Origin of the sequence: Dyella sp. (assembly GCF_035503745.1) — a bacterium.
Taxonomy (GTDB): domain Bacteria; phylum Pseudomonadota; class Gammaproteobacteria; order Xanthomonadales; family Rhodanobacteraceae; genus Dyella_B.
The window spans coordinates 1-25,605 of record NZ_DATJTC010000024.1 but is presented as its reverse complement, the minus strand read 5'-3'; the positions used below and the strand labels follow the sequence as shown (position 1 = coordinate 25,605).

General features: G+C 63.5%; 18 protein-coding genes. 11 read left to right on the top strand and 7 right to left on the bottom strand.

The features are described from left to right. On the bottom strand, nt 1-611 hold a 611-nt coding region (locus tag VME63_RS09340), incomplete at its 3' end, for an IPT/TIG domain-containing protein (RefSeq protein WP_325432572.1). A gap of 435 nt (nt 612-1,046) precedes the next feature. On the opposite strand from VME63_RS09340, the gene VME63_RS09335 reads away from it, so the two are divergent. From VME63_RS09335 to VME63_RS09320, 4 genes are all read left to right on the top strand, one after another. Further along, nucleotides 1,047-1,547, top strand: a complete 501-nt coding sequence (locus VME63_RS09335; RefSeq protein ID WP_325432570.1) for a hypothetical protein — start codon at nt 1,047-1,049, stop codon at nt 1,545-1,547. A gap of 159 nt (nt 1,548-1,706) precedes the next feature. Continuing rightward, nucleotides 1,707-2,627, top strand: coding sequence for a cytochrome-c peroxidase (locus VME63_RS09330; RefSeq protein WP_325432568.1), 921 nt, complete (start codon nt 1,707-1,709; stop codon nt 2,625-2,627). 294 nt (nt 2,628-2,921) lie between these two features. Continuing rightward, the gene (locus VME63_RS09325; RefSeq protein ID WP_325432566.1) at nt 2,922-5,378 is read left to right on the top strand and encodes a GH92 family glycosyl hydrolase; all 2,457 of its coding nucleotides are present in this window, start codon (nt 2,922-2,924) and stop codon (nt 5,376-5,378) included. A gap of 721 nt (nt 5,379-6,099) precedes the next feature. Further along, the gene (locus tag VME63_RS09320; RefSeq protein ID WP_325432564.1) at nt 6,100-9,165 is read left to right on the top strand and encodes a TonB-dependent receptor; all 3,066 of its coding nucleotides are present in this window, start codon (nt 6,100-6,102) and stop codon (nt 9,163-9,165) included. Between the two features lie 161 nt (nt 9,166-9,326). Here VME63_RS09320 and VME63_RS09315 read toward each other — a convergent pair whose 3' ends face one another. Together VME63_RS09315 and VME63_RS09310 are read right to left on the bottom strand one after the other, a co-directional pair. After that, nucleotides 9,327-10,349, bottom strand: coding sequence for an AraC family transcriptional regulator (locus tag VME63_RS09315; protein WP_325432562.1), 1,023 nt, complete (start codon nt 10,347-10,349; stop codon nt 9,327-9,329). 207 nt (nt 10,350-10,556) lie between these two features. Next, nucleotides 10,557-10,955, bottom strand: coding sequence for a hypothetical protein (locus VME63_RS09310; protein ID WP_325432560.1), 399 nt, complete (start codon nt 10,953-10,955; stop codon nt 10,557-10,559). Between the two features lie 159 nt (nt 10,956-11,114). Between VME63_RS09310 and baeS the strand changes: the two genes are divergently transcribed. After that, nucleotides 11,115-12,677: a sensor histidine kinase efflux regulator BaeS gene (baeS, locus tag VME63_RS09305; protein ID WP_325432558.1), complete on the top strand. Its 1,563-nt coding sequence runs from the start codon at nt 11,115-11,117 to the stop codon at nt 12,675-12,677. Between the two features lies 1 nt (nt 12,678). Beyond that, the gene (locus VME63_RS09300; RefSeq protein WP_325432556.1) at nt 12,679-13,368 is read left to right on the top strand and encodes a response regulator; all 690 of its coding nucleotides are present in this window, start codon (nt 12,679-12,681) and stop codon (nt 13,366-13,368) included. A 69-nt stretch (nt 13,369-13,437) separates the two neighbouring features. Here VME63_RS09300 and bla read toward each other — a convergent pair whose 3' ends face one another. Further along, complete coding sequence (gene bla / locus VME63_RS09295) at nt 13,438-14,307, bottom strand: class A beta-lactamase (RefSeq protein WP_325432554.1); 870 nt, start codon at nt 14,305-14,307, stop codon at nt 13,438-13,440. 221 nt (nt 14,308-14,528) lie between these two features. Continuing rightward, entirely contained in the window at nt 14,529-15,059 is a 531-nt protein-coding gene (locus VME63_RS09290) for a DNA starvation/stationary phase protection protein (protein WP_325432552.1), read from the bottom strand. A 191-nt stretch (nt 15,060-15,250) separates the two neighbouring features. On the opposite strand from VME63_RS09290, the gene VME63_RS09285 reads away from it, so the two are divergent. After that, nucleotides 15,251-17,125, top strand: a complete 1,875-nt coding sequence (locus VME63_RS09285; protein WP_325432550.1) for a KUP/HAK/KT family potassium transporter — start codon at nt 15,251-15,253, stop codon at nt 17,123-17,125. A gap of 438 nt (nt 17,126-17,563) precedes the next feature. Beyond that, on the top strand, nt 17,564-18,730 hold the full coding sequence (locus VME63_RS09280) for a GGDEF domain-containing protein (RefSeq protein WP_325432548.1): 1,167 nt from the start codon (nt 17,564-17,566) through the stop codon (nt 18,728-18,730). 41 nt (nt 18,731-18,771) lie between these two features. Here VME63_RS09280 and VME63_RS09275 read toward each other — a convergent pair whose 3' ends face one another. After that, nucleotides 18,772-19,182, bottom strand: a complete 411-nt coding sequence (locus tag VME63_RS09275) for a hemerythrin domain-containing protein (protein ID WP_325432546.1) — start codon at nt 19,180-19,182, stop codon at nt 18,772-18,774. 340 nt (nt 19,183-19,522) lie between these two features. On the opposite strand from VME63_RS09275, the gene VME63_RS09270 reads away from it, so the two are divergent. After that, nucleotides 19,523-20,206 (top strand): aspartyl/asparaginyl beta-hydroxylase domain-containing protein, encoded by a 684-nt coding sequence (locus VME63_RS09270; protein ID WP_325432544.1) that lies wholly within the window; start codon nt 19,523-19,525, stop codon nt 20,204-20,206. A gap of 88 nt (nt 20,207-20,294) precedes the next feature. Here the strand turns inward: VME63_RS09270 and VME63_RS09265 are convergent, their stop codons facing one another. After that, nucleotides 20,295-20,528, bottom strand: coding sequence for a hypothetical protein (locus tag VME63_RS09265; RefSeq protein WP_325432542.1), 234 nt, complete (start codon nt 20,526-20,528; stop codon nt 20,295-20,297). A 240-nt stretch (nt 20,529-20,768) separates the two neighbouring features. Here VME63_RS09265 and VME63_RS09260 point away from each other — a divergent pair, with 240 nt between their 5' ends. Beyond that, nucleotides 20,769-23,066 carry a S53 family peptidase gene (locus VME63_RS09260; RefSeq protein WP_325432540.1) on the top strand — a complete coding sequence of 766 codons (2,298 nt, stop codon included), beginning with the start codon at nt 20,769-20,771 and terminating at the stop codon, nt 23,064-23,066. A gap of 257 nt (nt 23,067-23,323) precedes the next feature. After that, a complete protein-coding gene (locus VME63_RS09255; protein WP_325432538.1) occupies nt 23,324-25,420 on the top strand; it encodes a phosphocholine-specific phospholipase C in 2,097 nt (698 codons plus the stop codon). Nucleotides 25,421-25,605 lie beyond the last annotated feature (185 nt).

Below are 25,605 nucleotides of genomic sequence, written 5' to 3'. Positions count from 1 at the left end.
GCCACGGGCGTTGCACTGGTGGCGCTGCCATACAAGGTTTGCACCGCCACATGGCCGCTTATCGCGTTACTCGGCACGAGGTACTGCAGTTGTGTATTGCTCAATGACGATATCCCCGTCATGTTCAGGCCGGCCATCTGCACGGTGGTGTCGGCTGCGAACGGGGCGAGGTTCGTACCCGACACTGTCACGGTTCCGCCGACGGCGACCACGGGGGTTACGGCGGTAATGGTCGGCGCATCCCCCGTATCCATGACGAAGGATTGCGCGCTTGTGGCGGTCTGACCGCCCACGGTCACGCTGATCGGACCGGTGGTCGCACCGCCCGGAACGCTGACCACCAATTGGGTCGAAGAGGCGGAAAGCACGGTCGCCGTCGCGCCGTTGAAGCTCACCGTATCGCTCGCCGCATTGCTGCTGAAGCCCTGACCCTGAAGGGTGACCTCCGTGCCGGCGATACCGTGGGTCGGCATGAACGCGAAGATCGCCAACTGATTCGACGAAATGGGCGCCGTGACTTGAGCCGGATGACCCAGGGTGTCGTAGGTGTACTGTTGCGTGGTGCCCGTGCTTTGGGTAACTGCTACGACGCGTCCATCGGCATCGTGCACGTAGGTGGTCTGCGCATGCGCACCGTCAAGCCCCACGCTTGCGCAAAAAACCAGCACCCATGCGAAGAGACTTAATGCACTTGTGCGATAAGACCAACGCCGCAGCGCTTGCCGCACATGGATGCGACGCGTTGCACGCCTGCTGCCCTGCGATTCCATACGCACTTCCTCTTGGCCGTTCCATCGGAAACGACAGACCTGACGTTAAACACACAGCCCCTCATCAGACGCCCCGTGTTGCTGCACAGTAACCCGCACCGCGAGCACGCCTTGTGTGTATACCATCACAAATCGGCGTGACGATTTCGTGAAGAAGCATCGAGTAGCCATACCGGCGGCTGATCGGCTTTAATGGGCTGGGGTGCGGCGACGCGGATGCAACTGAGCGCGACGCGGGTTCAGTCGTCAGGGGTGGATTTTTTTATGAGGGAATACATGAGTCGGTCAGGATGGGTGATATGTGCGGCTGCGCTCGCGGCCGCTTTAGCGGGCTGCAATCATCAGGCGTCAACAAGCGGTGCTTCCAGCGCATCGGCGCCGTCAGGGCCGGCCAAGCCGGCGGCAACGGCGGACGAAAACACCTGGGGCAACTATCTCGCCCAGCAAGGCAAGCTGCACGGCAAAGATGTGGGCATGAAGCCTTATATCTACGTCATTCCGGGCGGCGACAGCGTGGCGGCCAATAATCGCCGACAGAATGAAACCGATTCGGTCGTGCACAGCATCGGGCCGATCCTGATGCCCGGTGGCATGTTGATCCTGGGCGGTCCGGATGCCAAGCAAACCACGGCGTTCATCACGGATGTGTCCAAACAGATCAAACCGAATGCGATGCGCGGCATGGTGGTGATGGTGGTGAGCGATGCGGCCGAACAGGCGGCCGACGTGGCCGCGCTTAAACCCAGTGGGGCGACGGTGCGCTTCGTGCCGATGTAACGGTTGAGGCAAGTGCCGGCTTTGTTTCGCTCGCGCTCGTATCGCCTGATGGGGCTTGTCGTCCTGTCAGGTGTGGCGCTGGCTGGCCTTGTGATTACTGCCGCGAATCGCGCAAAGGGGGACGCCAGTGCACAGATATTGGATGCGCGACGAATCGCTTTGGGTAAGCAGCTTTTCAATGATCCGCATTTAAGCGCGGATGGCACGATCCGTTGCGCCTCGTGCCACATCCCCGACAAGGATTACACCGATGGACGCAGCGTCGCTATCGGTGTGTATGGACATAGCGGCACGCGCAATACGCCGAGTTTGCCGTCGGTCGAGGCGGCACATGAAACATCCTTTTTCTGGGATGGCCGCCGCTATGCCCTGGATAAGGCCGTGCTCGATCCGCTGACCAATCCCGTGGAGATGGGGTTGCGCGACCAGGCGCAATTGTTGCGGCGGGTGCAGCAGGAGCCGCCATACGGCCGTGCCTTCGCGCAGGCCTATCCGGATGCGCCGCAAGCCATCACCACCGATCACATCGCTAACGCGCTGGTGGATTACGTGCGGTCACTGAAGGCGCCCGAAAGCCCCTACGACCGCTACGCCTTGCTTGCTGACGCATCGGCGCTGAACCCGCGCGCGATGCTTGGCCTGGCATTGTTCAAAGGCAAAGCGCGTTGCGCGGAGTGCCATCTATTGAAGGGCACGCCGCCGATGCTTACCGATCATGCCTATCACCGCACGGGCGTGGGGCTGGATGCCATCAATCAGCATCTTCCCGCGCTCACGCAGGCGGTGATTGAACGTTCGCTGCAAGGCGCGGATATCGGCAATCGCGTGGCCACGCACGCGGACGAATCGCAACTGGGCCGCTTCAACGTCACGCAAGACCCCGCCGACATCGGCCTGTTTCGCACACCGTCCCTGCGCAATGTTTCCCACACCGCGCCGTACATGCACGACGGCAGCGTCGCCACCCTGGACGACGCCATCGACCGCGAGGTGTATTACCGCAGCCTTGAGGCCGGGCGTCCGCTGCAGCTTACGGTTGAAGAAAGAGAAGACTTGAAGGCGTTTCTCCAGGCGCTCTAGTGGCCGAGCGAGATGGAGTGGCCTTGCACCGGCGGCCGCCGTGCTTTCATCCCATTGTGCGTTGCGTCATAAATGACGATAAATCGATTTATATCAGTAAGTTATGCCTGACGAAGAAAAATTTGGATCGTGACAAATTTTTCGTCTACAGTGGTTGGATGGGCGGCGGCCCCTTGGGGCATTCGCCCGCTGCCGGTTGATGGGTATGGTGGGTGCTTGGGATGGCTGTCCCGCGCGCTACCGGCGCTTTCAGCCTTCGCCACGACAAGCAATAGGTTTTTTGGGAGAAACAGCATGGTGTCACGTCGGCAGTTCCTGCAGGGTATGGGGGCGCTTGCCGCGCTCGGCGGTCCCTTGCCCGCGTTGGCGAAACTGGCCGATGGCACCAGCAAGGTGCGGCGCGTGGCGAATGCGTCCACGCAGGCAAGCGGCTTGTCGCGCTATGTGGATGTGTTCATCGGCACCGGCGGGCACGGTCACACGTATCCGGGTGCGTCGATGCCGTTCGGCATGGTGCAGCTGAGTCCCGACACCAATGATGCGGGCTGGGATGGATCGTCCGGTTACCACCAGGCCGACGGCTCGATCATGGGTTTTTCGCATACGCATTTGAGCGGCACGGGCGCGGCGGACATGCTGGACGTGCTGGTGATGCCGGCACAAGGCGAAGTGTTGCTGCAGCCGGGCGATCGTGGCTTGCCGGATGTGAATTACCACTCGCAGTTCGATGGTGCGGCGGGCGCGGGCCCGCAGTTGACCGCGCATAGCAAGGCTCATCCGGGGCGCGGCTATCGTTCGCGCTTTACGTCCGAGCGCGCACGTCCCGGCTATTACGCCGTGCACCTGACCGATCACGACATCCAGGCCGAATTGACCGCGACGTTGCGCGCAGGCCTGCATCGCTACACGTTCCACGGCACCGGCAACGGCCATCTGCTGGTCGATTTCGCGCACGGCTTTCACGACAGCTTCAAAGAGCCGTGCAAGGTCACCGATGCGCAGCTGAAACTGATTGGCAACGACACGCTGGTGGGCAGCCGGCGCGTGCATCAGTGGGCCGATGGGCGCTACATCCATTTCGCGATGAAGGTGTCGCGGCCGTTCTCGCAGGCGACCCTGTATTCGCAAGACGTGGCCGCGCCCAGCGGCACGGGCGAAATCAAGGGCACGCATTTGAAAGCCGCGCTGCACATCGACGATGTGGCGCGCGAGCCGGTGCTGGTGAAGGTGGGTATTTCCGGCGTGGATATCGAAGGCGCGCTGCGCAATCTCGAGACGGAAGTGCCCGCGTGGGACTTCGAGCAGGCGCTGCACGCGGCCACCGAGGCATGGGAGAGCGAACTCAGCCGCATTCACGTGGAAACGGCTTCGCAGCGCGACGTGCGCGTGTTCTACACCTCGCTTTATCACACCATGCTGGCGCCCACGCTGTTCAGCGACGTCGATGGGCGTTATCGCGGCATGGATCTGAAGATCCACCAACTGCCGCAGGGCCAGAACAACTACAGCACCTATTCGCTGTGGGATATCTACCGCGCGCAGGCGCCGCTGCTGACGCTGTATCAATCCGAGCGCGTGCCGGATCTGGTCAATTGCCTGGTGCGCATGGCGGCCGAAAGCCCCGAGGGTCCGCCGGTATGGCCGCTGCAGGGCGTGGAAACGGGCTGCATGATCGGTTATCACTCGGTGGTGCTGATTGCCGAGGCGCAGGCCAAGGGCTTCACCGGCATCGATTACGACAAGGCGTGGCCGATCTATCGCAAGCGTGCGATGGATGACGATTATCGTGGCCTGCCCTACTACCGCAAGCTCGGCTACGTTCCCGCCGACAAGGAATGGGAAGCGGTCAGCAAGACGCTGGAATATTGCTATGACGATTGGGCGGTCGCGCATCTTGCCGATGCGGCCGGCGAGAAGGAGCTTGGCAAGCAACTACGCGAGCGTTCGCGCAATTATCGCAACGTGTTCGACACGAAAATGAATTTCGTGCGCCCGCGCGGGGTCGATGGCCAGTGGCTGGAGCCGTTCGATCCTCGCGGCATGGGCCATTCCAAGCAGTGGCGCGATTTCACCGAATCCAATTCGTGGGAAGCCACTTTCCTCAACCAGCACGACCTGTACGCGTACATGGGCCTGTTTGGCGGCCCCGACATATTCGAGCGCAAGCTGGACGAACTGTTTACCACCAGCTCGAAGCTGCCGCCGGATGCGCCGCCGGATATCGCCGGGATGGTTGGTCAATACTCGCACGGCAACGAGCCCGGCCATCACATGGCATATCTGTATGCGTACACGGGCGCGCACTACAAGACGCAGGCACGCGTGCGCATGCTGACGGTAAGCATGTATCCGCCCGAACCCGATGGCCTTGCCGGCAATGAAGACTGCGGCCAGATGAGCGCGTGGTACATCATGAGCGCGCTGGGGCTTTATTCGGTAGACCCCGTCAGCACCCATTATGTGTTTGGCAGTCCGTTGCTGGACAAGGCTGAGATCGACCTTGCCGGCGGCCGCAAGCTGACGATCCGCACCGTCAACAATGGCGCGGATCGCCCGTACATCCAGTCCGTCACGTGGAACGGGCAGCCGTGGAGCAAGAGCTGGATCAGCCATGCCCAGTTGGTGGCGGGCGGCACGCTGGAGTTCCATATGTCCGATACACCCAATATGCAGTTCGGCGCTGCGCTCGCGGATCGTCCGCCATCGTTCGGCGCGCCGGCTGGTGAGGCCATTGTCATCGACGCAAGCTGATCTCTCCCCTCGGAGGCACTGCATATGACATGGGGGCCCGGCGCGATTCGCGGTCGCGCCGGGCCTTTTTTTGCGCCGCGTCCACGGTGTGCGGCAGGCAACGCCGGGGTTGGGACGAGCCCGCACGCCTTCACCCGCCTTGCCGGGATACAAGCCAAGTACGCGGCGTATGGGCGTCGATTGGGCGATGCGCGCCTCTCGATGATTGTCGGCGCGGGCCAGTTATCTGGCAGTTGGGGCCATGCGCACGCTACGCGCTCGCTGTGCGCGAACTTATCGCGCGGTGAGGTGCACTAAGTATCGCATCGCTGTGGGGCGATGCACGGGTGACAGACTCCCAGCGTCACCGGCGACCGTGCCGCACACACCCTCCCTCGGCATGCGCGGTCGTTGAAGCTCCGATAGTCCATCCCCGGCTATCGGAGCTTTCTTTTTTCTCGCGATACGCGTGCCTGCGCGGCTTTGCCGTGCAAGCAGACGTGCTTGCGTGACATGTGTAGCGCGCTTGGCTTGTCCAGCAGGGCCATGATTTTGTGATCGCGGGCCAAAGCGCGTGCACGAAGCGTTGCATCGCTGCGCACGCGCTACTGTGAAAAAAATGTTCGCGTTCACACCAACGACTTTCCGCTGGGCTTGCCCGGCGCGGTCTTCTATCGGCACATCGTGGGGAGAGGTAGCTATGCAGCGTCGCGCTGACTATAAAAATCTTCGATATAAACAGATGGCGTTGGCCGTCACACTTGCTTGCGGCATGGGCAGCAGTGCGCTGTTTGCGCAGAGCACATCCGGTTCGATCTACGGCACGGCCGATCCGGGCGCGCAAGTATCGGCCACCAACGAAGGCAACGGCGCGGTGCGCACGGTCACGGTAGGCCAGGACGGGCGTTATCAGTTCAACTCGCTGCTGCCGGGCAAGTATCGGGTGAATCTTGCCGAGGTCGGCAAGTCCGCCAGCCAGGAAGTCACCGTGCTGGCCGGCCAGGGCAGCAACGTCAACCTGGCCACTGCGGCCACGGCATCGGCAAAGAATCTCAACACCATCACCGTGTCGGCGGACAGCCTTCCGGCCATCGATGTGTCGTCGGTGCAAACCAGCACGGTGCTCACCGCCGACCAGATCAAGTCGCTGCCCATCGCCAAGAACGTCTCGGCGGTCGCGTTGCTGACGCCCGGTGCGGTGAAGGGCGATTCGGCGTTCGGCAACCTGGTGTCGTTCGGCGGTTCGTCGGTGGCGGAGAATGCGTATTACGTCAACGGTTTCAACGTCACCAACCAGTTCGATTCGTTGAGCTTTTCGCAGGTACCGTTCGAGGCGATCGACCAGGAATCGGTGCAGGACGGCGGCTACGGCGCCGAGTACGGCAACGCCACCGGCGGCGTGGTGTCGGTTACCACCAAGCGCGGCACCAACGAGTGGAAAGGCGGCGTGGACGTCACCTGGAACCCCACCCAGACCATGGCCAGCGAGCCGGACGTCTATTTGAACAACGGCAACATGTCCTATTCTGCGCGCGGCAACAAGAACGCGACCATCGGCAACAATGGCAGCTGGAATCCGATCGACTTCACTTCGCGCTGGAATGCCTGGCTCGGCGGCCCGCTGATCAAGGACAAGCTGTTCATCTTCGCCCTGGTCAGCCAGACCAAGACCGATTCGGATTACTACAACCCGATCACCGAGGCTGGCAGCGGCGGCTATCAGCAGCAGACCGAGAAAGATCCGTACTGGTTGCTGAAGATGGACTGGAACATCAACGACAGCAACATCCTTGAATACACCGGCTTCAACGACACCCGCCACTACAATACGGACGTCTATTACTCCGGCTTCACCGCCGACAATACGCCCTATCACTACAATTACCAGGGCGTGGTGAACACCAAGTACGGCGGCCAGAACAACATCCTCAAGTACACCAGCTACATCACCGACGACCTGACGCTGACCGCGCAATACGGCGAAAACCACAACAAGCGCTACAACACCGCCACCGCCGCGGACGGCACGGTGGAAAGCTACGACGGCTCGATCAGCAATGAAGCGTCCGGCTGCCCGGTGATTGTCGACGATCGCAACCCGGTGCTGGCCGGCACGCTTTCGCCCTACACGCACTGCAATTTCGTGCCCGGCAGCATGTTGACGGCGTACAACAGCGAGGACACGCGCAAGTCGCTGCGCCTGGACCTGGAATGGAAACTGGGCGACCACGACATCACGGGCGGCTGGACGCGCGACGTCACCACCTCCTCCTACGGCCAGGCCTACGAGGGTGGCGCGTTGTGGGAATACCTGCCCGACAGCTCGACCTCCAACGGCGAGGCCGACGAAAACTACGTCGAGAAGGTGGTGTACAACACCGGCGCCAAGGTCAGCGTCACCCAGCGTGCCGCGTATATCCAGGACAACTGGCACATCACCGATGACTTCCTCGCCCGCATCGGCCTGCGCAACGACCAGTTCAACAACAAGAACGCGCTGGGCGAAACCTTCGTGCGGCAAGATCACAATCTGCAGCCGCGCATGGGCTTCGCCTGGGACGTGCACGGCGATTCTTCGCTGAAGATCTACGGCAGCGCGGGCGATTATTCGTTGCCGATCGATGCCGGCGTGGCCATTCGCGGCGCCGCCGCGTCGGTCTACAGCTACCAGGCCTTCAGCTATACCAGCGTGAACCCGACCACCGGCGCACCCGAAGGCCTGACTGCGCTGTCGCCGCTCCAATACGCCAACGCCGAAAGCGGCGTGGCGCCGGCTGCGTCCTCGTATGCGCCCTCGGACCTGAAGCCCTTCAAGCAGCGTGAATTCATTCTCGGCGCCCAGCAGCAATGGAACGACTGGACGTTGGGCATCAAGGGTATCGTGCGCCACGTGCTTACGGGCCTGGACGACGAATGCGATTTCCGCCCCATCGCCAAGTACGCCGACTCCGTCTACGGTTTCGATTACTCGACTACCTCGCTCACCCCCGCGCTGAACAATGGCGACGCGGTAGCCTCCACGCTCAACGGCTGTTTCATCAACAATCCGGGCGACGGCGCCACGTTGTATCTGCCGCTGGATCCGAACAACCCGAGCAAGCTGTACAAAGTGGTGCTGAGCGGCAAGGACATCGGCGAACCCGACTACAAGCGCAACTATTACGCGTTGGAACTGACCGCCGAGCGCAACTTCAACAACACGTTCTACCTCAATATCTCCTACACGCTGGCGCGCTCCTACGGCAACACCGAGGGCCTGGTGGATTCCAACATCGGCCAGGCCGATACCGGCACCAGCGAGCTGTTCGACTATCCGGAGTTGATGATCGGCAACAACGGCAACCAGACCAACGACCATCGCCACACGCTGAAAGCCTACGGTGCCTGGCGCATCAACGACGAATGGCAGCTCGGTGCCAACCTGATCGGCCAGACCGGACGTCCGGAAAACTGCTACGGCGATGCGCCGATCGATTCGAGCATCAACGGCTACGGCTCCACCGGCGGCTCGCCGTACCTGTATTGCTACATCGATGGCGTAGGCACCTACGTGACGCGCGGCGCGGCCGGCACGACGCCGACGCTGTGGCAGCTGGACCTGAGCGGTTCGTATCATCCCAAGTGGTTCAAGGGGCTGACCCTGCGCGCCACGGTGTTCAACGTGTTCAACAAGCACACCGTGCTGACCGTGAACGAAGCGCAGAATGCCAACGACGGTGCGTCGCTGTTCACCAACACCACCTACCTCACCGCCACCGGCTACCAGACGCCGCGCTATCTGCAGTTGAACGCCGAGTACGACTTCTGAGCCCGAGCGCGGCCGAGCGGGACTGCTCGCCAGAAGAAATCGGGACATTCGCGGGATTGCATATCCCCCTACGGCAAAGGCCACCGGAAACGGTGGCCTTTTTTTCGCCGGCTTTTGCGCTAAAGCCTTGCCTGGATATCGAGGGGTACGGACAGCGGCGATCAGCTGCCGGTGGAAAGCAGCCGCGCGCGATACTTGCTCGGCGATTCGCCGGTCCAGCGACGGAACGCGCGGGTCAGGTTGGCTGGGTCCGCATAGCCGCGCCGCGCGGCGATTTCATCCATGCGCAGCACGGGATTGAGTACGTCGCGCAGCACCGCGTCTTTGCGCGCCTCGTCCACCAGGCCGCGGAAATTAAGGCCTAGCCGCTGCAGTTTGCGCTTGAGCGTGCGGCTGGACATGCATAGCGTGCGCGCGGCGTCCTCGATGCCGGGATAGCCCTGGCCCTCGTAGCGTTGCAGCAGGTCGGACACGCGCACCACCAGGTCGTCCGAGCGGCGCAGCCGCGCGCGTTCGCGCTCGCACTGCAGCTTGATATGTCGATAAGTGGATGCGTTGGCGTGCACCAGCGGCAGGTCCAGCTCGCTGGCGGCAAAGCGGATCTGGCACAGGCCCGTGCCGAAGCGCGTGGTGACAAGGCGCTTGCGATAGCGGAAAAAGTGCAGCGGTTCGCTGTTGCGGTACCAGATTTCCATTTCCGGCAGCGGCTGCTGCGTGAGCTGCTCGCAGAGGCGCGTGGTCATCGTCAGCAGGCGATCGACCGCGCACGAGCGCATCGGCGCCTTGGGTGCCAGGTCGTGCACTTGCAGTTCGGCGTAATCGCCGCAGTGTTGCAGGCGCAGGTTGAACGTGGTGGTGCGCAGGTCCAGGAATTCCGACCACAGCTCCAGCGCGTCGCGCAACGTGGCGCAGCTCATCAGGCCAAAGCCGAGCAGGCCGTGCCAGGTCAGCGTGCTGTGCAGCCCGACTTGGTAGCCGATGCCCGGATCGTTGGTCAGGCGCACCGCGTGGGTGAGCAACGTGGCGTCCTGATGGGTGGTAAGGCGCCCGCCGTCTTCCAGTTGCGCGGCGTCGATACCGGTACCCAGCAGCGCACGCTCGCGCGTAATGCCCTGCTGCTCAAGGATATGCAGCAGGGCGAGTGCGTATTCGACATGGACATCATCTTTGAACATCTTCTGCATGGCGCGTCATCTCCCACCGTGGCGCACGCCAGGTACGTGCGCGCGGATGTGGTGTGTGGCTGCATCAGCGCCGCATCCAGCGAAGCGACCGAGGCGATACAAAAAGGGAAGCGTCGCGTTCTTCGCGGCCGGTCCGTCGGCAAGAACGCGGTTTCCCGAGGGTTCCGTGCGCCTCCCGCGCGGGGAATGCGAAAAGATGGCCAGACGTCAGCGTCGATCGTGCAGGCGCGGCGTGGCGCCGGGGCGCACCCACACGTTCCACACGTCCAGTTGGCGCACCAGCCAGGGCGCTTCGCCGGCCACGACGATCTGGTCGGGCGTGCGCAAACCGCACTGTGCGATCGGTGTGTTGCGGTACCAGTCGATCGCGCAGTCCAGGCTGGCGCCTTGCGATTGGGCGGCATCGAGCACGCCGATCACCTCATCGGCGAAGCTGCGCCAGCCTGAATGCGGGCCGCGCTGCATCCAGCGCTTGAGCAATGCCTCTTCGGTCATGCCCAGCCACGCGGCGAGTTTCAGCGCGGAAATGTCGCCGGTATTGGGATCGGATATGTCGGCCAGGAAGTGCAGAAACTCGATGGCCGCCTTGCTCTTGCTCGAAACCATGGTTGCTTGCCCGGCCGCGCCGCGGATGCGGCTTGGGGCCACCATCGCGCAACACTGTGCAGGAAATTGGGAGATTTCGTGGAATCACACGCTTTCGCTTGAAACCATGCGGACAATCGGGCGCTAATGGCGCCTGGGCACCCACATGCACCAGCCTCCATGCGTCTCGGCCTCACCGCCAAGTTGTTCATTGCCATGCTCGCCGTCGCGGTATTCGCCGTGCTGGCGATGGGCGTTGCCGCGCGCTGGAGTTTCGACCGTGGCTTTTTCGGCTACCTCAGCGAACAGGAAAGCGCGCGCATGGACAGCGTCGCGGCCTCGCTCACTACGGCTTATCGCGAACATGGCAACTGGAATTTCCTGCAGCAGACGCCGGGGCCCTGGTTCGAAATGATGCGGCCTTTCGGGCCGCCCAGTGCGCCCGGGGCCGGCAGCGGCCGCCAACCATCGTTCGGCCCGCCGCCGATGCCGCCGCCGGGCAATCTCGGGCAGCCGCCACCGGATTTTTCCAACCAGCCGCCGCCGGACCTTGGCAAGGGGCCGCCGCCGGGCGCGCCCGGACAGTCGCCTCCCGGCCAGCCGCCGCCGGGCACGCAGCCGGCATCGACGTATTCGATCTCCGACCTGACCGGCGCGGACCTGCGTTTCACCCTGCTCGATGCGCAAGGCAAGTATCTGTTCGGCAATCCGCACGCGGCGAGCGGGCCGCATGCGCTCAAGCGCAACATCGTGGTCAACGGCCGCACCGTGGGGATCCTGACCATGTTGTCGTTCCGGCAGGTGACCGAGGCGGGCGACCTGCGTTTCCAGGCCGGGCAGTACCGCGCCACCTGGATGGTCGGCATGCAGGCGCTGCTGCTGGCCGGCTTGCTGGCGATCTGGCTGGCCCGCACGTTGTTGAATCCCGTGCACCGCATCGCCAAGGCCACGCATGCGCTGGCCAGGGGCGATTACGCCTCGCGCGTGGTCACGCGTGCGCATGACGAATTGGGTCAGCTCGCGCACGATTTCAACAAGCTGGCGCTGACGCTGGAACGCAACGAAACCATGCGCCGCGAATTTGTCGCCGACGTGTCGCATGAGTTGCGCACGCCGCTGGCGATCATTCGCGGCGAGCTGGAGGCGCTGGAAGACGGCGTGCGCCAGCTCGATGCCGCGGCGATCCACTCGCTGCAGGCCGAAGTGGGTACGCTCAGCAAGTTGATCGACGATCTGTATCAGCTTTCGCTCGCCGATCTCGGCACGATGACGTATCGCAAGGTCGACGTTGACGTGGGCAGGTTGCTGGAGTCGGTGGTGGAAACCTTCCAGGAGCGCTTGCGCAAGGCCCACCTGGCGCTCGATCTGCGCCTGCCCGCCGCACCGATGACCATACTCGCCGACGAGGGCCGCCTGCAGCAGGTGTTCAACAACCTGATTGAAAACAGCGTGCGCTACACCGATGCGGGCGGCCAGTTGCGTATTGCCTGCGTCGCGGCCGGCGATGGCGTAACCGTCGAGTTGATGGACTCCGCACCGGGCGTGGACGACAGAAGCCTGCCGCGTCTGTTCGATCGTTTCTATCGCGTGGAAGCGTCGCGCAATCGCGCCAGCGGCGGCGCGGGGCTGGGCCTGGCGATCTGCCGCGCGATCGTCGATGCGCATGGCGGCAGCATGCAGGCCAAGGCGTCGCCGCTGGGCGGCTTGTGGTTGACGATCCATCTGCCGGCAGGGAGCACATGAGATGAACAGCACGCCCGCGCCCTTGGCGCGCATTCTGCTGGTGGAAGACGAACCCAAGCTCGCCGCGCTGGTGGGCGATTATCTGCAGGCCGCCGGCTACGCCTGGCAGTGGGTGGCCGACGGCCGCGAGGCGGTGCCGGCGGCGACGGCCGGGCAACCGGACCTGATCCTGCTGGACTTGATGCTGCCCGGCCGCGATGGCCTGGACATTTGTCGCGAACTGCGCGGCTTCAGCGACGTGCCGATCATCATGCTCACCGCGCGTGTGGAGGAGATCGACCGCCTGCTCGGGCTGGAGTTGGGCGCCGACGATTACATCTGCAAGCCGTTCAGCCCGCGCGAAGTGGTGGCGCGGATCAAGGCGATCCTGCGCCGCGCGCGCGTGGCGGCGGGGCAGCATCATTCTTCGCTGCGCATCAACGAGGAGACCCACAGCGCCGTGTTCCATGGCGTGGCACTGGATCTCACGCCGGTGGAATTCCGTTTGCTGAAAACGCTGGCCGCCGCGCCTGGACGCGTGTTTTCGCGCGATCGCCTGCTGGACAACCTGTACATGGATCATCGCGTGGTGACCGATCGCACGGTCGACAGCCACGTGAAGAACCTGCGCCGCAAGCTGGAACAGGCGGTGCCCGGGCAGGAGCCGATCCGCTCGATCTACGGCGTGGGCTACAAGCTGGAAATCGACTGAGTTACCGCTCGCCGCTGTGCATGGCGCGCGGTTGCATCGCAGCAGCGGCGCGCGCCCGGCTTTTCAGCACTACATCGCCGCGACGATGCGCCCCACGTCGGCGAGCACCGCGCTGCGCGCGTCATCGTCCAGCGTCGCCGCCGCGTAATAGGCCGACACCAGCAGCGGCTTGCGTTTGGGCGGCCAAATGATGACGACGTCATTGGTGGCATCACCGGCGCTGCCGGTCTTGTCGCCGGCCATCCATCCCGCGGGCAGGCCGGCGCGCAGGCGCGTCAGGCCGGTGGTGGTGTCGCGCAGCCATTGGGTGAGCAGCGTGCGCGAGGCGACGCTCAGCGCATCGCCCAACACCAGTGTGTGCAGGTTGTGCAGCATCGATGCCGCAGTGGTGGTGTCGCTGACATGATCGAGCGCGGGATAATTAAGGGCCGGCTCGTTGCGATCCAGCTGCGTGATGCGGTCGCCGAGCTGCCGCGCAAACGCGGTGACGGCGGACGGGCCGCCCAGGTTCGCCAGCAATACGTTGGCGGCGGTGTTGTCGCTGAGACTGACGGCGGCCTTGCACAGGTCCGCGATGGTCATGCCTGGCGCACCGACGTGAAGGCGGGTGACCGGCGCATAGGAAAGCACGTCGCTTTGCTGGAAAACCAGGCGGCGATCCAGCCGTTCCGCGCCACGGTCCACGCGCGCCAGCGTGGCGGCGGCGAGCAACAGCTTGAAGGTACTGCACATCATGAAGCGTTCGTCGGCGCGATGGCCGATGCGGCGTCCGTTGCCCGTATCCCATACCGCCACGCCCAGTCGGCCGCCGTGCTTGCGTTCCAGGGCGGTCAGCCGCTGTTGCGTGTCATCGGTGCCGGCGGCAAAGCTCGCCAGGGGATTGAGAACGAGGGCGGAGGTGGCGATCAGTGCGTGCTTGAGCAGGTCTCGGCGGTTCAAGGCATCGCTCCGTGATGGATGGACCGCCGATGGTAGGCGCGGGCGCGGACCGCGACCGGTCGAAGTTGAGGCAAACGCCGGGCAATTTACCCTTGTGCCTGCTTACAGGGTGAGATGGGCGCAGATTGCGCCGGTTTCGGCGCATCCTTCGGTGCGGCACGGCAGGCGCAGAACGCGCGGAGCCGGGAGGGCCGCCAGCGCGGCTCTCCCGGTTCTCTACGTTAGCGCCCGGTTTCGAACAGGAACCATACGCGCCGTTCGGCCTCGTCGATCCAGTTTTCCAGCAGGCTCGCGGTGGCCACGTCGTTGTATTCGTCGCACAGCGCGTGCGTTTCGCGCATATAGGCGGCCAAACGCGCGTTGTCCTCGCGCAGTTCCGCCAGCATGTCGGCGGGCGTGACGAAGCCGGCGTCGTTGTCGGCAATGCGCTGCTGTTTGGCGATATGGCCGATCGAACGTAGCGTGGTGCCGCCAAGCTTGCGCACGCGCTCGGCGGCGGGATCGGTGATGGCGAAGAGCTCGTCCGCCTGCTCGTCCAGCAGCAGGTGGTAGTCCCGGAAATGCGGGCCGCTCATATGCCAATGAAAGTTCTTGGTTTTCAGGTACAACGCGAAGATGTCCGCGAGCAGGGCATTGAGCCCGGCGGAGATGTCGCGTTGCGCGGGTTCGCCCAGTGCGGTGGGGGTTTTCAGCGGCGCTTCGCGGCGTGTCTTGGCTTTGTCGTTCTTGCCGGCTTTGTTGGCCTTGGCCATGGTGCTTTCTCCTTACCTCTCGCTGTCTTGAACGCACAGTGCAGCAGAAAATCGTCAATGTCTGCTGCCCGCCACTCTGTCCCGGCGCCCTTGCCGGGGCATGGAAGCATCACTTTATCAAAGGCGTTTGTCGCCAGTGTCACGTTGGGTGGGTAGACTGCCGGTCAGCTTTGCCACCGGACAGGTTTGCCATGTCGGAAGCTGCAGCCCATGCGTCGAAACGGCCGGCACTGCTTTTCGCGGGCGTCGGGTGCCTGGGGGTGGTGTTCGGCGATATCGGCACCAGCCCGTTGTATACGTTCAAGACCGTGCTGGACGTGACCGGCGGCGATAATGCGCAGACCATCTACGGCGTGATTTCGCTGCTGGTCTGGACCTTGATCATGGTCACCACCGTCAAGTACGCGGGCTTTGCCATGCGCATCGACAATGACGGCGAGGGCGGCATCCTGGCGCTGATGGCGTTGCTGGGCGTCAAGCGCAACAAGCGGCCGCTGATCGTGGCCACGGGCCTGTTCGGCGCGGCGCTGATTTACGGCGACGGCGCGATTACGCCGGCGATCTCGGTGTTGTCGGCGCTGGAAGGGCTCAACATCGTCGCCCCGTCGCTGCAGCATTATGTGCTGCCACTGGCGGTGCTGATCCTGCTGGCGCTGTTTGCCTTCCAGCCCGCCGGCACGGCGAAAATCGGCCGCGCGTTCGGCCCGATCATGGCGCTGTGGTTTCTTACCATGGCGCTGCTTGGTATCTGGGGTATCGTCAAGCATCCGGCGATCCTGTGGGCGCTCAATCCGTATTACGGGCTGCACTATCTGTTCCATAGCGGCGGGGGCGGCTTCCTGGTGCTGGGCGGCGTGTTTCTGTGCGTGACCGGCGCCGAGGCGTTGTATGCGGACATGGGCCACTTCGGCGCCGGCCCGATCAAGCTGGCGTGGTCGGCGCTGGTGTTCCCCAGCCTGGTGCTCAATTACGCGGGCCAGGGCGCGATCGTGCTGGCGGGCGCGCCGATGGAGGGCAACATTTTCTATCGCCTGTGCCCGGCGCCGCTGACGCTGCCGCTGATCATCCTGTCGACCATCGCCACCATCATCGCCAGCCAGTCGATCATCACCGGCGCGTTCTCGATGACGCGGCAAGCGATCCAACTGGGCTGGATGCCGCGCCTGAAAGTGTCGCAGACCTCCGCGCAGGGCTACGGCCAAATCTACGTCGGCGCGGTGAACTGGCTGCTGATGCTGGTCACCATCGGCCTGGCGCTGGGCTTTGGCAAATCGGACAACCTGGCCGGCGCCTACGGCATCGCGGTGTCCGCCACCATGCTGATGACGACCGCGCTGCTGTTTATCGCGATGCGCGAGGTGTGGAAATGGCCGTTTGCCGCGGCGGCGGCGGTGGCGGGTTTGTTCTTTCTGGTGGATGCCTCGTTCTTCGCCTCCAACATGATGAAGCTGCTTGAGGGCGGCTATGTGCCGTTGCTGTTGGCGACGGCGGTGTATCTGGTGATGTATGTATGGCATCGCGGCGTGGTGGCGATCGCCGCGCGTTCGGCCGAGGATCCGATGCCGGTGGATGCGTTCCTGGACGAACTGCTGCAGACCGGCGTGGCGCGCGTGCCGGGTACGGCGGTGTTTCTTACCCGCGCGCGGGCTTCCGCGCCGCCGGTGATGCTGTGGTACGTGCGCCACAGCATGGCGCTGCAAAAACGCGTGCTGGCGGTGACGCTGGACATCGCTCCCAGGCCCTGGGTAGCCGACCGGGACCGCCTGACGCTAGCCGAAGTGGGTCCCAATTTCTGGGCGGTGACGGCGACCTACGGCTTCATGGAACGCCCGGACATGCCGGCGCTGATGCTGCAGATCGCCACCCACGGCTGCCCCATCGATCCGACCAAGCTCACCTATTTCATCGGCATGGAAAAGATCGTCGCGCGCACCGACGGCCACCCCATTCCGCGCTGGATCCGCGTGCTTTTCACGCTGATGTTGCGCAACTGCGCGCGCGTGACCGATTACCTGCACATTCCTGCCAGCCAGGTGGTGGATATCGGCAAGCAGGTCTCTATCTAGGCCTTGTTTAACTTGTGGGAAGGTTCCGACAAGCCGTCGCGGAGGGCGCCGCCGCGCCTGAAAAGTGACGCTTTGCGCTGTAAGGCACGCAAAAAAGCTGCCTATGAACGCCCGCATGTGCCTCTGTGCGACAGGCTTGCGACAGCTTCATTCAGGACCCAGCGGCGGTGACGCCATTTAGAACGATTCAGACGTCTATCCGCACGCATCCCGCGACACCGCACCGTCCGCACGCGGGTGTTCGGCACGCTCCTTGCCTCATCCCGGGTCAATCCCGTTCAGCCAGTCATACTGCGGGTGCTCATCGATAGCGAAGGAGAGGAGAGGAGATCATGCTGACGGCCGTTCGTTCCGACCGGCATTGACTGCGCCCGCGAGGGTGCGGCCGGCTGGGCGCGAACGTGTGCTTGGCCGCTGGCCGATCTCCGGAATCCCACGATGCAGCTCAATGTCGAAACCTTAGCGCTGATCAATGGCGGCCAGGCCCTGGTGCTTGCACTGATGCTTTGGTACGGCGCCCACGATGGCTGCCGTTACGCGTTGAACGGCCTGCGCCTGCGCGCGGCCGCGATGGTGGCCGAAGCTTGCGGCGATTTCGTGCTGGCGGTGGACGTGCATGTGTCGCCGCTGGTGGTGCTGCTGTTGGGCAACGGGCTCAACCTGCTGGCCCAGGTACTGACGGTGATCGCCTTGCGCATGGTGCTGCAGCGCCCGCTGCTGTGGCGCACCTCGCTGGCGGTGGGGGTGGTGGGCTGGCTCGGCGTGGCCTGGCTTAGCGTGATCCATCCCAGTTACCCCGAACGGGTGTTGTGGGGCTCGACCATCCTGCTATGCACCAACGGGCTGAACATCGCCGCACTGTGGGGCGGCTGCGGCAAGCGCGAGACGCGCGCGCAGTGCGTGCTGATGTGGGCGTACGTGCTGGCTATCGCGCTGCTGGTGTGGCGCAACGTGTCGCTGTGGGCGCTGGCAACGCCCTTGCAGAGCATCACCGCGCCCTCGCCGATCAACAGCTTCTACGTGCTGCTGTACGGCGTGCAGCCGCTGCTGGCCAGCGTGGGTTTCCTGTTGCTGTACAACGAGATCCTGCAGCGCGAACTGTTCGACCTGGCGCGCATCGATCCGCTCACCGGCGTCAACAACCGCCTGGGCCTGCTGGAAGCCTCCGAAACGCTGCTGGCGCGCGCACGCGCGCGGCATGAGTCGATCGGCGTGCTGCTGATCGATGCCGACCACTTCAAGAGCATCAACGATCGCTTCGGCCACGACGACGGTGACCGCGTGCTGCTGGAGCTGGTCACCAACATCCGCCGCATGCTGCGCGCCGGTGACATGGTCGGGCGCGTGGGCGGCGAGGAATTCCTGGTGCTGTCGCCGGCAGTGCAGCGCGCCGATCTGCTGGCGCTGGCCGAGCGCATCCGCACGGCGATCGAACGCACGGCGTTCTCCATCGAAGGACAAAGCTACGCGCTGACCGTGTCGATCGGCGCGGCACTGGCGCACGGTGACGAGGCGGACATGTCCGGCGCGCGGCGCCGTGCGGACAAGGCCTTGTACGAGGCCAAGCACGCGGGACGCAACTGCGTCAGGATCGCCGCGTCCTGAATGCCGTGCGCATGCACGGTGACTAGAACCTGGCCCTGGCGTCAGATCATTTCGGCCAACGGATAGAGGTCGCGGTTTTCGCGCTGTACGCGCGCGTGCAGGGCCTTGAAGATGGCGTTGGCATCTTCCTTGAAGCCGGCGGGATCGGCGGCGATCTTGGCCGGCAGGTTCCAGCGTGCGATGAACGCCGCGAACGCCTCGGCGATGCCGCCCATGTCTTGCTGGAAACGCCGGCCCACGTGCGCGACAAACGGATCGTCAGCCTGGGCCAGCGCCGGATAGAGCACCCGATCTTCCGCCGCCAGGTGCAACTTGATGCTGCCGGCCATGGCAAGCAGCTGCCTGCAGATCGCCTCGGCATGCTCCTGCACGCCCAACTGCACGGATTGGCGCAACTGCGCGATGGCGCTGAGCAGGTCCACGTGCTCTTGCTTGAACTTATCGACATTCATGACGGCTCGCTCTGTCGTCCCGGATACCTCCGGCACGCGGTTATCGGCACGCACTGCGGCCGCTTGATGAGCCAAGCGCGATGGCGGTCACAGATTGCGCGATATCCGCGTCGCTACCCGTTTAGGCGGCAGACGGCTGGCGCAATCTTTTACGGCCGCGGCGGCCTGCTGGCGTGCGGCAAGGGTATTTGCAGGCGGGCTTTTTCGCGCCGGCCGCGCGCCCTTCCGAAACTTCATGCCGTGGCCCGCGGCCGATGCGGCTCGGCCGGCGCGCGAGCTACACTGGTTTGCAAGGACGTAGCACTTCTGCGGATCACTCCTTGACTAGGCGCAACCGAGCATGAGCCTGTGGTACGACTTGTCGGTCAACGCCATGCGGCGCATTTACGATGCGCGCATCGATACCCCGCCGGTACTGGATGCCGATACGTACTTTCCGGATGCCGCGCGCTTCGTCGCCGCGTGGGAGCGCATTCGCGACGAGGCGTTGGTGCTGGCCGCACGCATGCAATCCATACCGCGCTTCCACGAGATCATGCCCGCGCAGGCGGAAATCTCCGCCAACGATGGCAAGGATTGGCGCCTGTGCATACTGAAGGTCTACGGCACCGACGTGGACAGGAACATGGCGCTGTGCCCCACGCTGGGACAGCTGGTGTCCTCCTCGCCCGACGTGCTGTCCGCATCGCTGTCTTTCCTCGCACCGCATAAACACATCCCGCGTCACCGCGGCCCGTTTCGCGGTGTGCTGCGCTATCAGTTGGGCCTGTCGGTGCCGCTGGACGAGGAGGGCCGCCCCGCCGCGGTGTTGGCCTTGAACGATCAGGAGCATCGCATCGGCAGCGGCGAACAACTGCTTTGGGACGACACCTATCCGCACGAAGTGTGGAACCGCAGCGACCAGATGCGCGCCGCGTTGCTGCTCGACGTGCGCCGCCGGCATATGCCGGCGGACCTGCGTATGCTCTCGCACGCATTGATCGCCTCGGTGGGCCTGGTTGCACGCTGGCGCGGCCTGGGCTGAACCGGAATCGCCCACGGTAGGCCGGCCTGCCGGACCTGCTCAAGGCCACCGACATCGCGCTATGCCAGTGCTAGGCGCTGCGCCCAAATCAGCGGATCGCCGCCGATTCAGCCACATGATTTTTTGGCACATCGGTTTTGGGCTTGGACGTCCAAAGTGTGCGCCGATTGTAAGCATCAGATGAAAATTGGGTCGCGCCTTCGATGGAGACACGCAACCTGAGGATCGTCTCATCGGCCATGCCAATGGCTTGTTCAGCTGATTGCGTGATGTGTAAATCAAATGCAACATCTAAATTTTCCAAAGCACTGGACGATGCCATTGCACTGGTAGCACCATCGTGGCCCCCGGCATCACGCCGGGTTGCAGTGGGAGATATCTAGCAACCAGTACGATCTTGGCCTGCGGCGCTGCGTCGGGCCCGCATGGCGGTCGGCTGGTTTTTCTGGCGTGACGATCCTTAAGTACCAGGGAGGTACCCGTTCGACGACTGAAATTTGAGTTGGCATATCCATCACAGGGGGACTCGCTTTTTTCATTGACCTTTTCAGGGAGAAAAAACGTGAAAACCGAGCATGTGATGATAGGCGTATCGATCGCCGCAGCGGTTGCGGCGCTGCCGTCGATCGCTTTGGCTGCTTCATCCAATCCGGCGCTCGCCGGCCTCAACACCACCGAGGCGCCGCGCGTCACCCAGGCTGTCGATAATCGGGTCGTATCGGCGCTGAGCAACAGCCACCTGTCCTTCCTGGACAGCATGACGCCGACCAACGCCGTGGCCGATTCCACGCCGATGAACCATATGCTGCTGGTATTGCAGCGCAGTGCGACGCGCCAGTCGGCACTGGAGGCGCTGATCGCCGCGCAGCACGATCCTTCCTCGTCCAAATTCCACCAGTGGGTGACGCCGGAAGAGTTCGGCGCGACCTTCGGCGTGGCCGATTCCGACATCGCCGCGGTGACGGCGTGGCTGGTGTCGCAGGGTTTCACCGTACACGGGGTGTATCCGAACAAGATGCAGATCGACTTCAGCGGCACGGCGGGCCAGGTGCGCACCGCGTTCCACACGCAGGAAAACCGTTACCTGATCAACCACGTCAGCCACATCGCCAATAGCGGCGACATCAGCGTTCCGACCGCGCTGCGCAGCGTGGTGACGGGCGTGGCGGGCCTCAACGACCTGCATCCGCAGCCGTTGCATAAGCAGCCGCAAATCGGCCAGTTCAATGCGTCCTCGCAGCGCTTCAAGCTGCAGCAGTCGGCAGCCGCGACGAAGGGCGCCGCGCCGACGCCGCAGGCGGTTCCGTTTGTCGGCGGCTCGCGCGGTTTCGTGCCCTACGACATGAACGTGATCTACAACACCTCCGCGCTCTATGGCGCCGGCATCACCGGCAAGGGCATCACCATCGCGGTAGTCGAAGACTATGGCATGGTCAGCGCCGACTGGAACAACTTCGTGCAGCAGTTCAACCTGGGCAGCTACGGCGGCACTTACCAGCAGTTCCAGCCGCAATTGTCGCCCTCCACCGGCAATTGCACCGACCCGGGCGGCGAAGATGCCAGCGAGAGCATCGAAACCGTGCTCGACTCGGAGTGGTCCACGGCCATGGCACCCGGCGCAAACATTTGGGTGGCGACCTGCAACGATGCGGGCAGCACCAACTTCTTCGGCGGCGTGTACACCGCGGCGGATAACCTGATCAATGGCGCGTCGCGTCCGAACATCATCAGCGCGAGCTACGGCTACGGCGAGGGCTTTACCGATTCGGCCAGCAAGAGCGCCATCGACATCATGTGGGCGCAGGCCGACGCCGAAGGCATCTCGGTGTTTGTATCCACGGGCGATTCCGGTTCCAACCCAAGCTTCAACGGTTCCATCATCAACGGCGTGCCGGCGATCGACGCCAATTCGTTCGCGACCTCGCCCAACGATACGGGCGTGGGCGGTTCGGATACGGCCGACGTGCTCGATGGCACCACCAAAAAGTACTTCAGCAGCACGTTGAATGCGCAATACGGCTCGGCGCTGTCGTATGTGCCGGAAATCACCTGGAACGAATCCTGCGGCAACACGCGTGCGGCGAAGGACTTGATCAACGCTGCTGCACTTAAATTCTGCAAGAACGCGTTGATCTACGATCCCTATGGCTACTACGCGACATCCGAAAGCGGCAGCGGCGGTCCCTCGTCGGTCGATATCAAGCCCTCGTGGCAGCGCATCGTGCATGGCGCGGCCAAGGACCAGTCGCGCGACCTGCCCGACGTCTCGCTGTTCGCCGGTTCCTATGGCGGTTATTCGTGGGTGATCCTGTGCACCGATTCGTATCCGTGCGCGCCCGACTTCACCACGCCGGTGATCCTGGAAGGCGGTACCTCGCTGTCCTCGCCGATGTTCGCGGGCATCCAGGCGCTGATCGACCAGGGCCTGGCCAACGCGGGACTGTCGCCCAACCAGGGCAACGCGGCACCGACGTTGTATGAGCTGGCTCGCAACGAGTACGGCGGTGCTACCGGTTCGGCGCCGTCCACGCTCGCCGGCTGCGATGCCGACAACGGCACCAAGGGCACCGGCAAGTGCGTGTTCCACAACATCACCGACGGCGGCAATTCCACGCAGTGCGTCGTGGTGGAGGAATTTGGCGAAAGCACGCCCGATTGCTACTTCTACGGCACGATCCAGAACTTCGAGGGGTTCTATGGCCCGACGCAGATCGGCCTGACCTCCACCAGCACCTCCACCTATAACACCAAGACCGCCGCCTACGCGGCGCAGGCCGGCTGGAATTTTGCCAATGGCCTGGGTTCGGTCAACGCCTACAACTTGCTGACCGCTTGGAAGAAATTCGTCAACGCGCCGTAATTGTCGCGTCGATGCCCGCAACAATCCCCCTGGCGGCGATCCCGCCAGGGGGTTTTTTTCGCATAGCGTGTGCAACGGATAGCGCGTTGCCAAGCGTGCACGCTTGCGATGTTCCCGCATTCGCGTTCTGTTCGTCACTTTCACCGGGCCTTGACGATTGCGCCTAGACAGGTCGCGCGCGTAGCCGTCTGAGCGTCATAAAAGCAGCACACCCGGTCCCTATCGTCGCGCCAACGAACATAGCGATGGGTGTCGAAATGATTGAGCTCAGTCGTCGAAAGTTTCTCGCGCTCTCGGCCAAGGCCGCCGCGCTGGGCGTAACCAGTTACACCGTGGGCGGCGTGCTGAAAACGGCGAAAGCGGCCACCGCCGCCAGCACGGGAACGATCGCGGACATCAAGCACGTGGTGATCCTGATGCAGGAAAACCGCAGCTTCGATCATTACTTCGGTTCGCTGCAGGGCGTGCGCGGTTTTGCCGATCGCGCAGGGATAACCCTGTCGGGCGGCTATTCGGTGTTCGACCAGCCCAACGGATCGTCGCGGCAATATCCCTGGGCCTTCGACACCACCTCGCCGGCCGTGGGCCAGAGCAGCGAAGTGCTCACCCAATGCGACGGCAGCCTCGATCATTCATGGTCCACGCAACATGCGGCGTGGAACAACGGCAAGATGGATTCGTGGGTGGCCGCCAAGGGCAGCGTACGTACGCTCGGCTACCTCACCCGGCAGGACATTCCTTATCACTACGCGCTCGCCGACGCGTACACCATCTGCGATCACTACTTCAGCGCGATCTTGAGCGCCACCGGCCCCAACCGCACGTATTTGTGGGGCGGCATGATCGATCCGTCCGGCGACCATGGCGGCCCGGCCTACGATGGCGGCTCGGAATCGGGCCTAACCTGGGAAACGTATGCCGAATCATTGCAGGCAGCTGGCGTGAGCTGGAAGGTGTACCAAAACGCCTCCGACAATTTCGGCGACAACGCGCTGGCGTATTTCACGCAATTTGCCGACGCATCCACCTCCAGCACCTTGTACCAGCAAGGCATGGCCTCGGTGCCCGACACCGACAACTCCACGCCCGTCGATATCGCGCTGGCGATCCAGAACGACGTGCAGAACGGCACGCTGCCGCAAGTGAGCTGGATCGTGGCCAGCCAGGATTACTCCGAACACCCCGATGCACCGCCGGAGAACGCCGAATACTTCGTCAACCTGATCCTGCAGGCGCTCGCCACCGACATCGACACGTTCAATTCCACCGTGCTGATTCTCAACTACGACGAAAACGACGGCTTCTTCGACCACGTGCCGCCACCGGTCCCTCCGGGCGGAACCGCGGGCGAATTCATCACCGTCGATGGCGTGACGCAACCGATCGGCATGGGTTTTCGCGTGCCGATGGTCATCTGCTCGCCGTGGACGCGCGGCGGTGCGGTCGATTCGCAGATCTACGATCACACCTCGGTGATCCAGTTTCTGGAAACGTGGACCTCGGCGCTGGGCAAGCCCGCGGTGTGTACGGCGATCAGCGCGTGGCGCCGCCAGGTGAGCGGCGACCTCACCGGCGCGTTCAACTTCGCATCGCCGGTGTATGGCATGCCGGGCAATCTGCCGGCGGCAACCTCGACCATCAATCGCGTGCTCACCTGCGACCCGCTGCCCAATCCCACCGACAGCAACGCACCCAACAGCCTGCCGCAGCAGGAACCGGGCACGCGCGCGGCGCGCGCATTGCCCTATCAGCCGGACGCGAATATTTCTTCCTTCCAGTACGGCTCGAATGGGCAGATCCTGGTGTGGATCCAAATGCAGAACGTGGGCACGTATGCGGCGCGCGCGGTGCCCCTGGCCATTTACGCCAACGCTTATCGCAGCGGCGGTCCATGGCAATACACCGTGGAGCCCTACAGCAATGGCGCGAACGGTTCGGTCAGCGATTTCTTCAACATCGGAACGGGCTACGGCAGCGGGCAGTACGACCTCACCGTGATCGGACCGAACCGCTTCCTGCGCCGCTTCGCCGGCAATGTAAACGACGCGGGCAAGAATTGCAGTATTACCTCTTCGTATGCGGCCGATCCGTCTTCGGGCGAGCTGGCGATCTACTTTGCGATGAGCAATACCGGCAGCAAAGCGGTGACCTTCACCATCACCGCCAATAACTACACCGACGAAGGTCCATGGACGTACAGCGTCGCCGCCGGCGCGACGGTGAATACCTACTTCGCGGCGGTGGCGCAGACGCAAGGGTGGTACGACTTCACTATCACCCTTAGCGGCGATTCGAGCTGGATCCGGCGTTATACCGGGCATTTGGAAAACGGTAACGCGTCGGTGACCGGCTGAGCGCCTTCGCTCCTATCCCTGCAAAGCAGGGGGTTGGGAGGGGGTAACGCTCATGCTTCGCATGATGGGCTTTACCCCACCCCAGCCCTCCCCTGCTGCACGCAGGGGAGGGGGTGAATTGCGGCGCTATTTTTTTGCTCCTCCCCCTGCTGCACGCGAGGTAAGGGGTAAACGGCGTGACCAAG

Bases quoted from the DNA above. Each gene is read 5' to 3' on its own strand.
- VME63_RS09335 (WP_325432570.1), top strand. From the start codon at position 1,047: ATGAGTCGGTCAGGATGGGTGATATGTGCGGCTGCGCTCGCGGCCGCT.
- VME63_RS09325 (WP_325432566.1), top strand. From the start codon at position 2,922: ATGGTGTCACGTCGGCAGTTCCTGCAGGGTATGGGGGCGCTTGCCGCG.
- VME63_RS09320 (WP_325432564.1), top strand. From the start codon at position 6,100: ATGGCGTTGGCCGTCACACTTGCTTGCGGCATGGGCAGCAGTGCGCTG.
- VME63_RS09315 (WP_325432562.1), bottom strand. From the start codon at position 10,349: ATGCAGAAGATGTTCAAAGATGATGTCCATGTCGAATACGCACTCGCC.
- VME63_RS09310 (WP_325432560.1), bottom strand. From the start codon at position 10,955: ATGGTTTCGAGCAAGAGCAAGGCGGCCATCGAGTTTCTGCACTTCCTG.
- baeS (WP_325432558.1), top strand. From the start codon at position 11,115: ATGCGTCTCGGCCTCACCGCCAAGTTGTTCATTGCCATGCTCGCCGTC.
- VME63_RS09300 (WP_325432556.1), top strand. From the start codon at position 12,679: ATGAACAGCACGCCCGCGCCCTTGGCGCGCATTCTGCTGGTGGAAGAC.
- VME63_RS09290 (WP_325432552.1), bottom strand. From the start codon at position 15,059: ATGGCCAAGGCCAACAAAGCCGGCAAGAACGACAAAGCCAAGACACGC.
- VME63_RS09285 (WP_325432550.1), top strand. From the start codon at position 15,251: ATGTCGGAAGCTGCAGCCCATGCGTCGAAACGGCCGGCACTGCTTTTC.
- VME63_RS09280 (WP_325432548.1), top strand. From the start codon at position 17,564: ATGCAGCTCAATGTCGAAACCTTAGCGCTGATCAATGGCGGCCAGGCC.
- VME63_RS09275 (WP_325432546.1), bottom strand. From the start codon at position 19,182: ATGAATGTCGATAAGTTCAAGCAAGAGCACGTGGACCTGCTCAGCGCC.
- VME63_RS09270 (WP_325432544.1), top strand. From the start codon at position 19,523: ATGAGCCTGTGGTACGACTTGTCGGTCAACGCCATGCGGCGCATTTAC.
- VME63_RS09265 (WP_325432542.1), bottom strand. From the start codon at position 20,528: ATGGCATCGTCCAGTGCTTTGGAAAATTTAGATGTTGCATTTGATTTA.
- VME63_RS09255 (WP_325432538.1), top strand. From the start codon at position 23,324: ATGATTGAGCTCAGTCGTCGAAAGTTTCTCGCGCTCTCGGCCAAGGCC.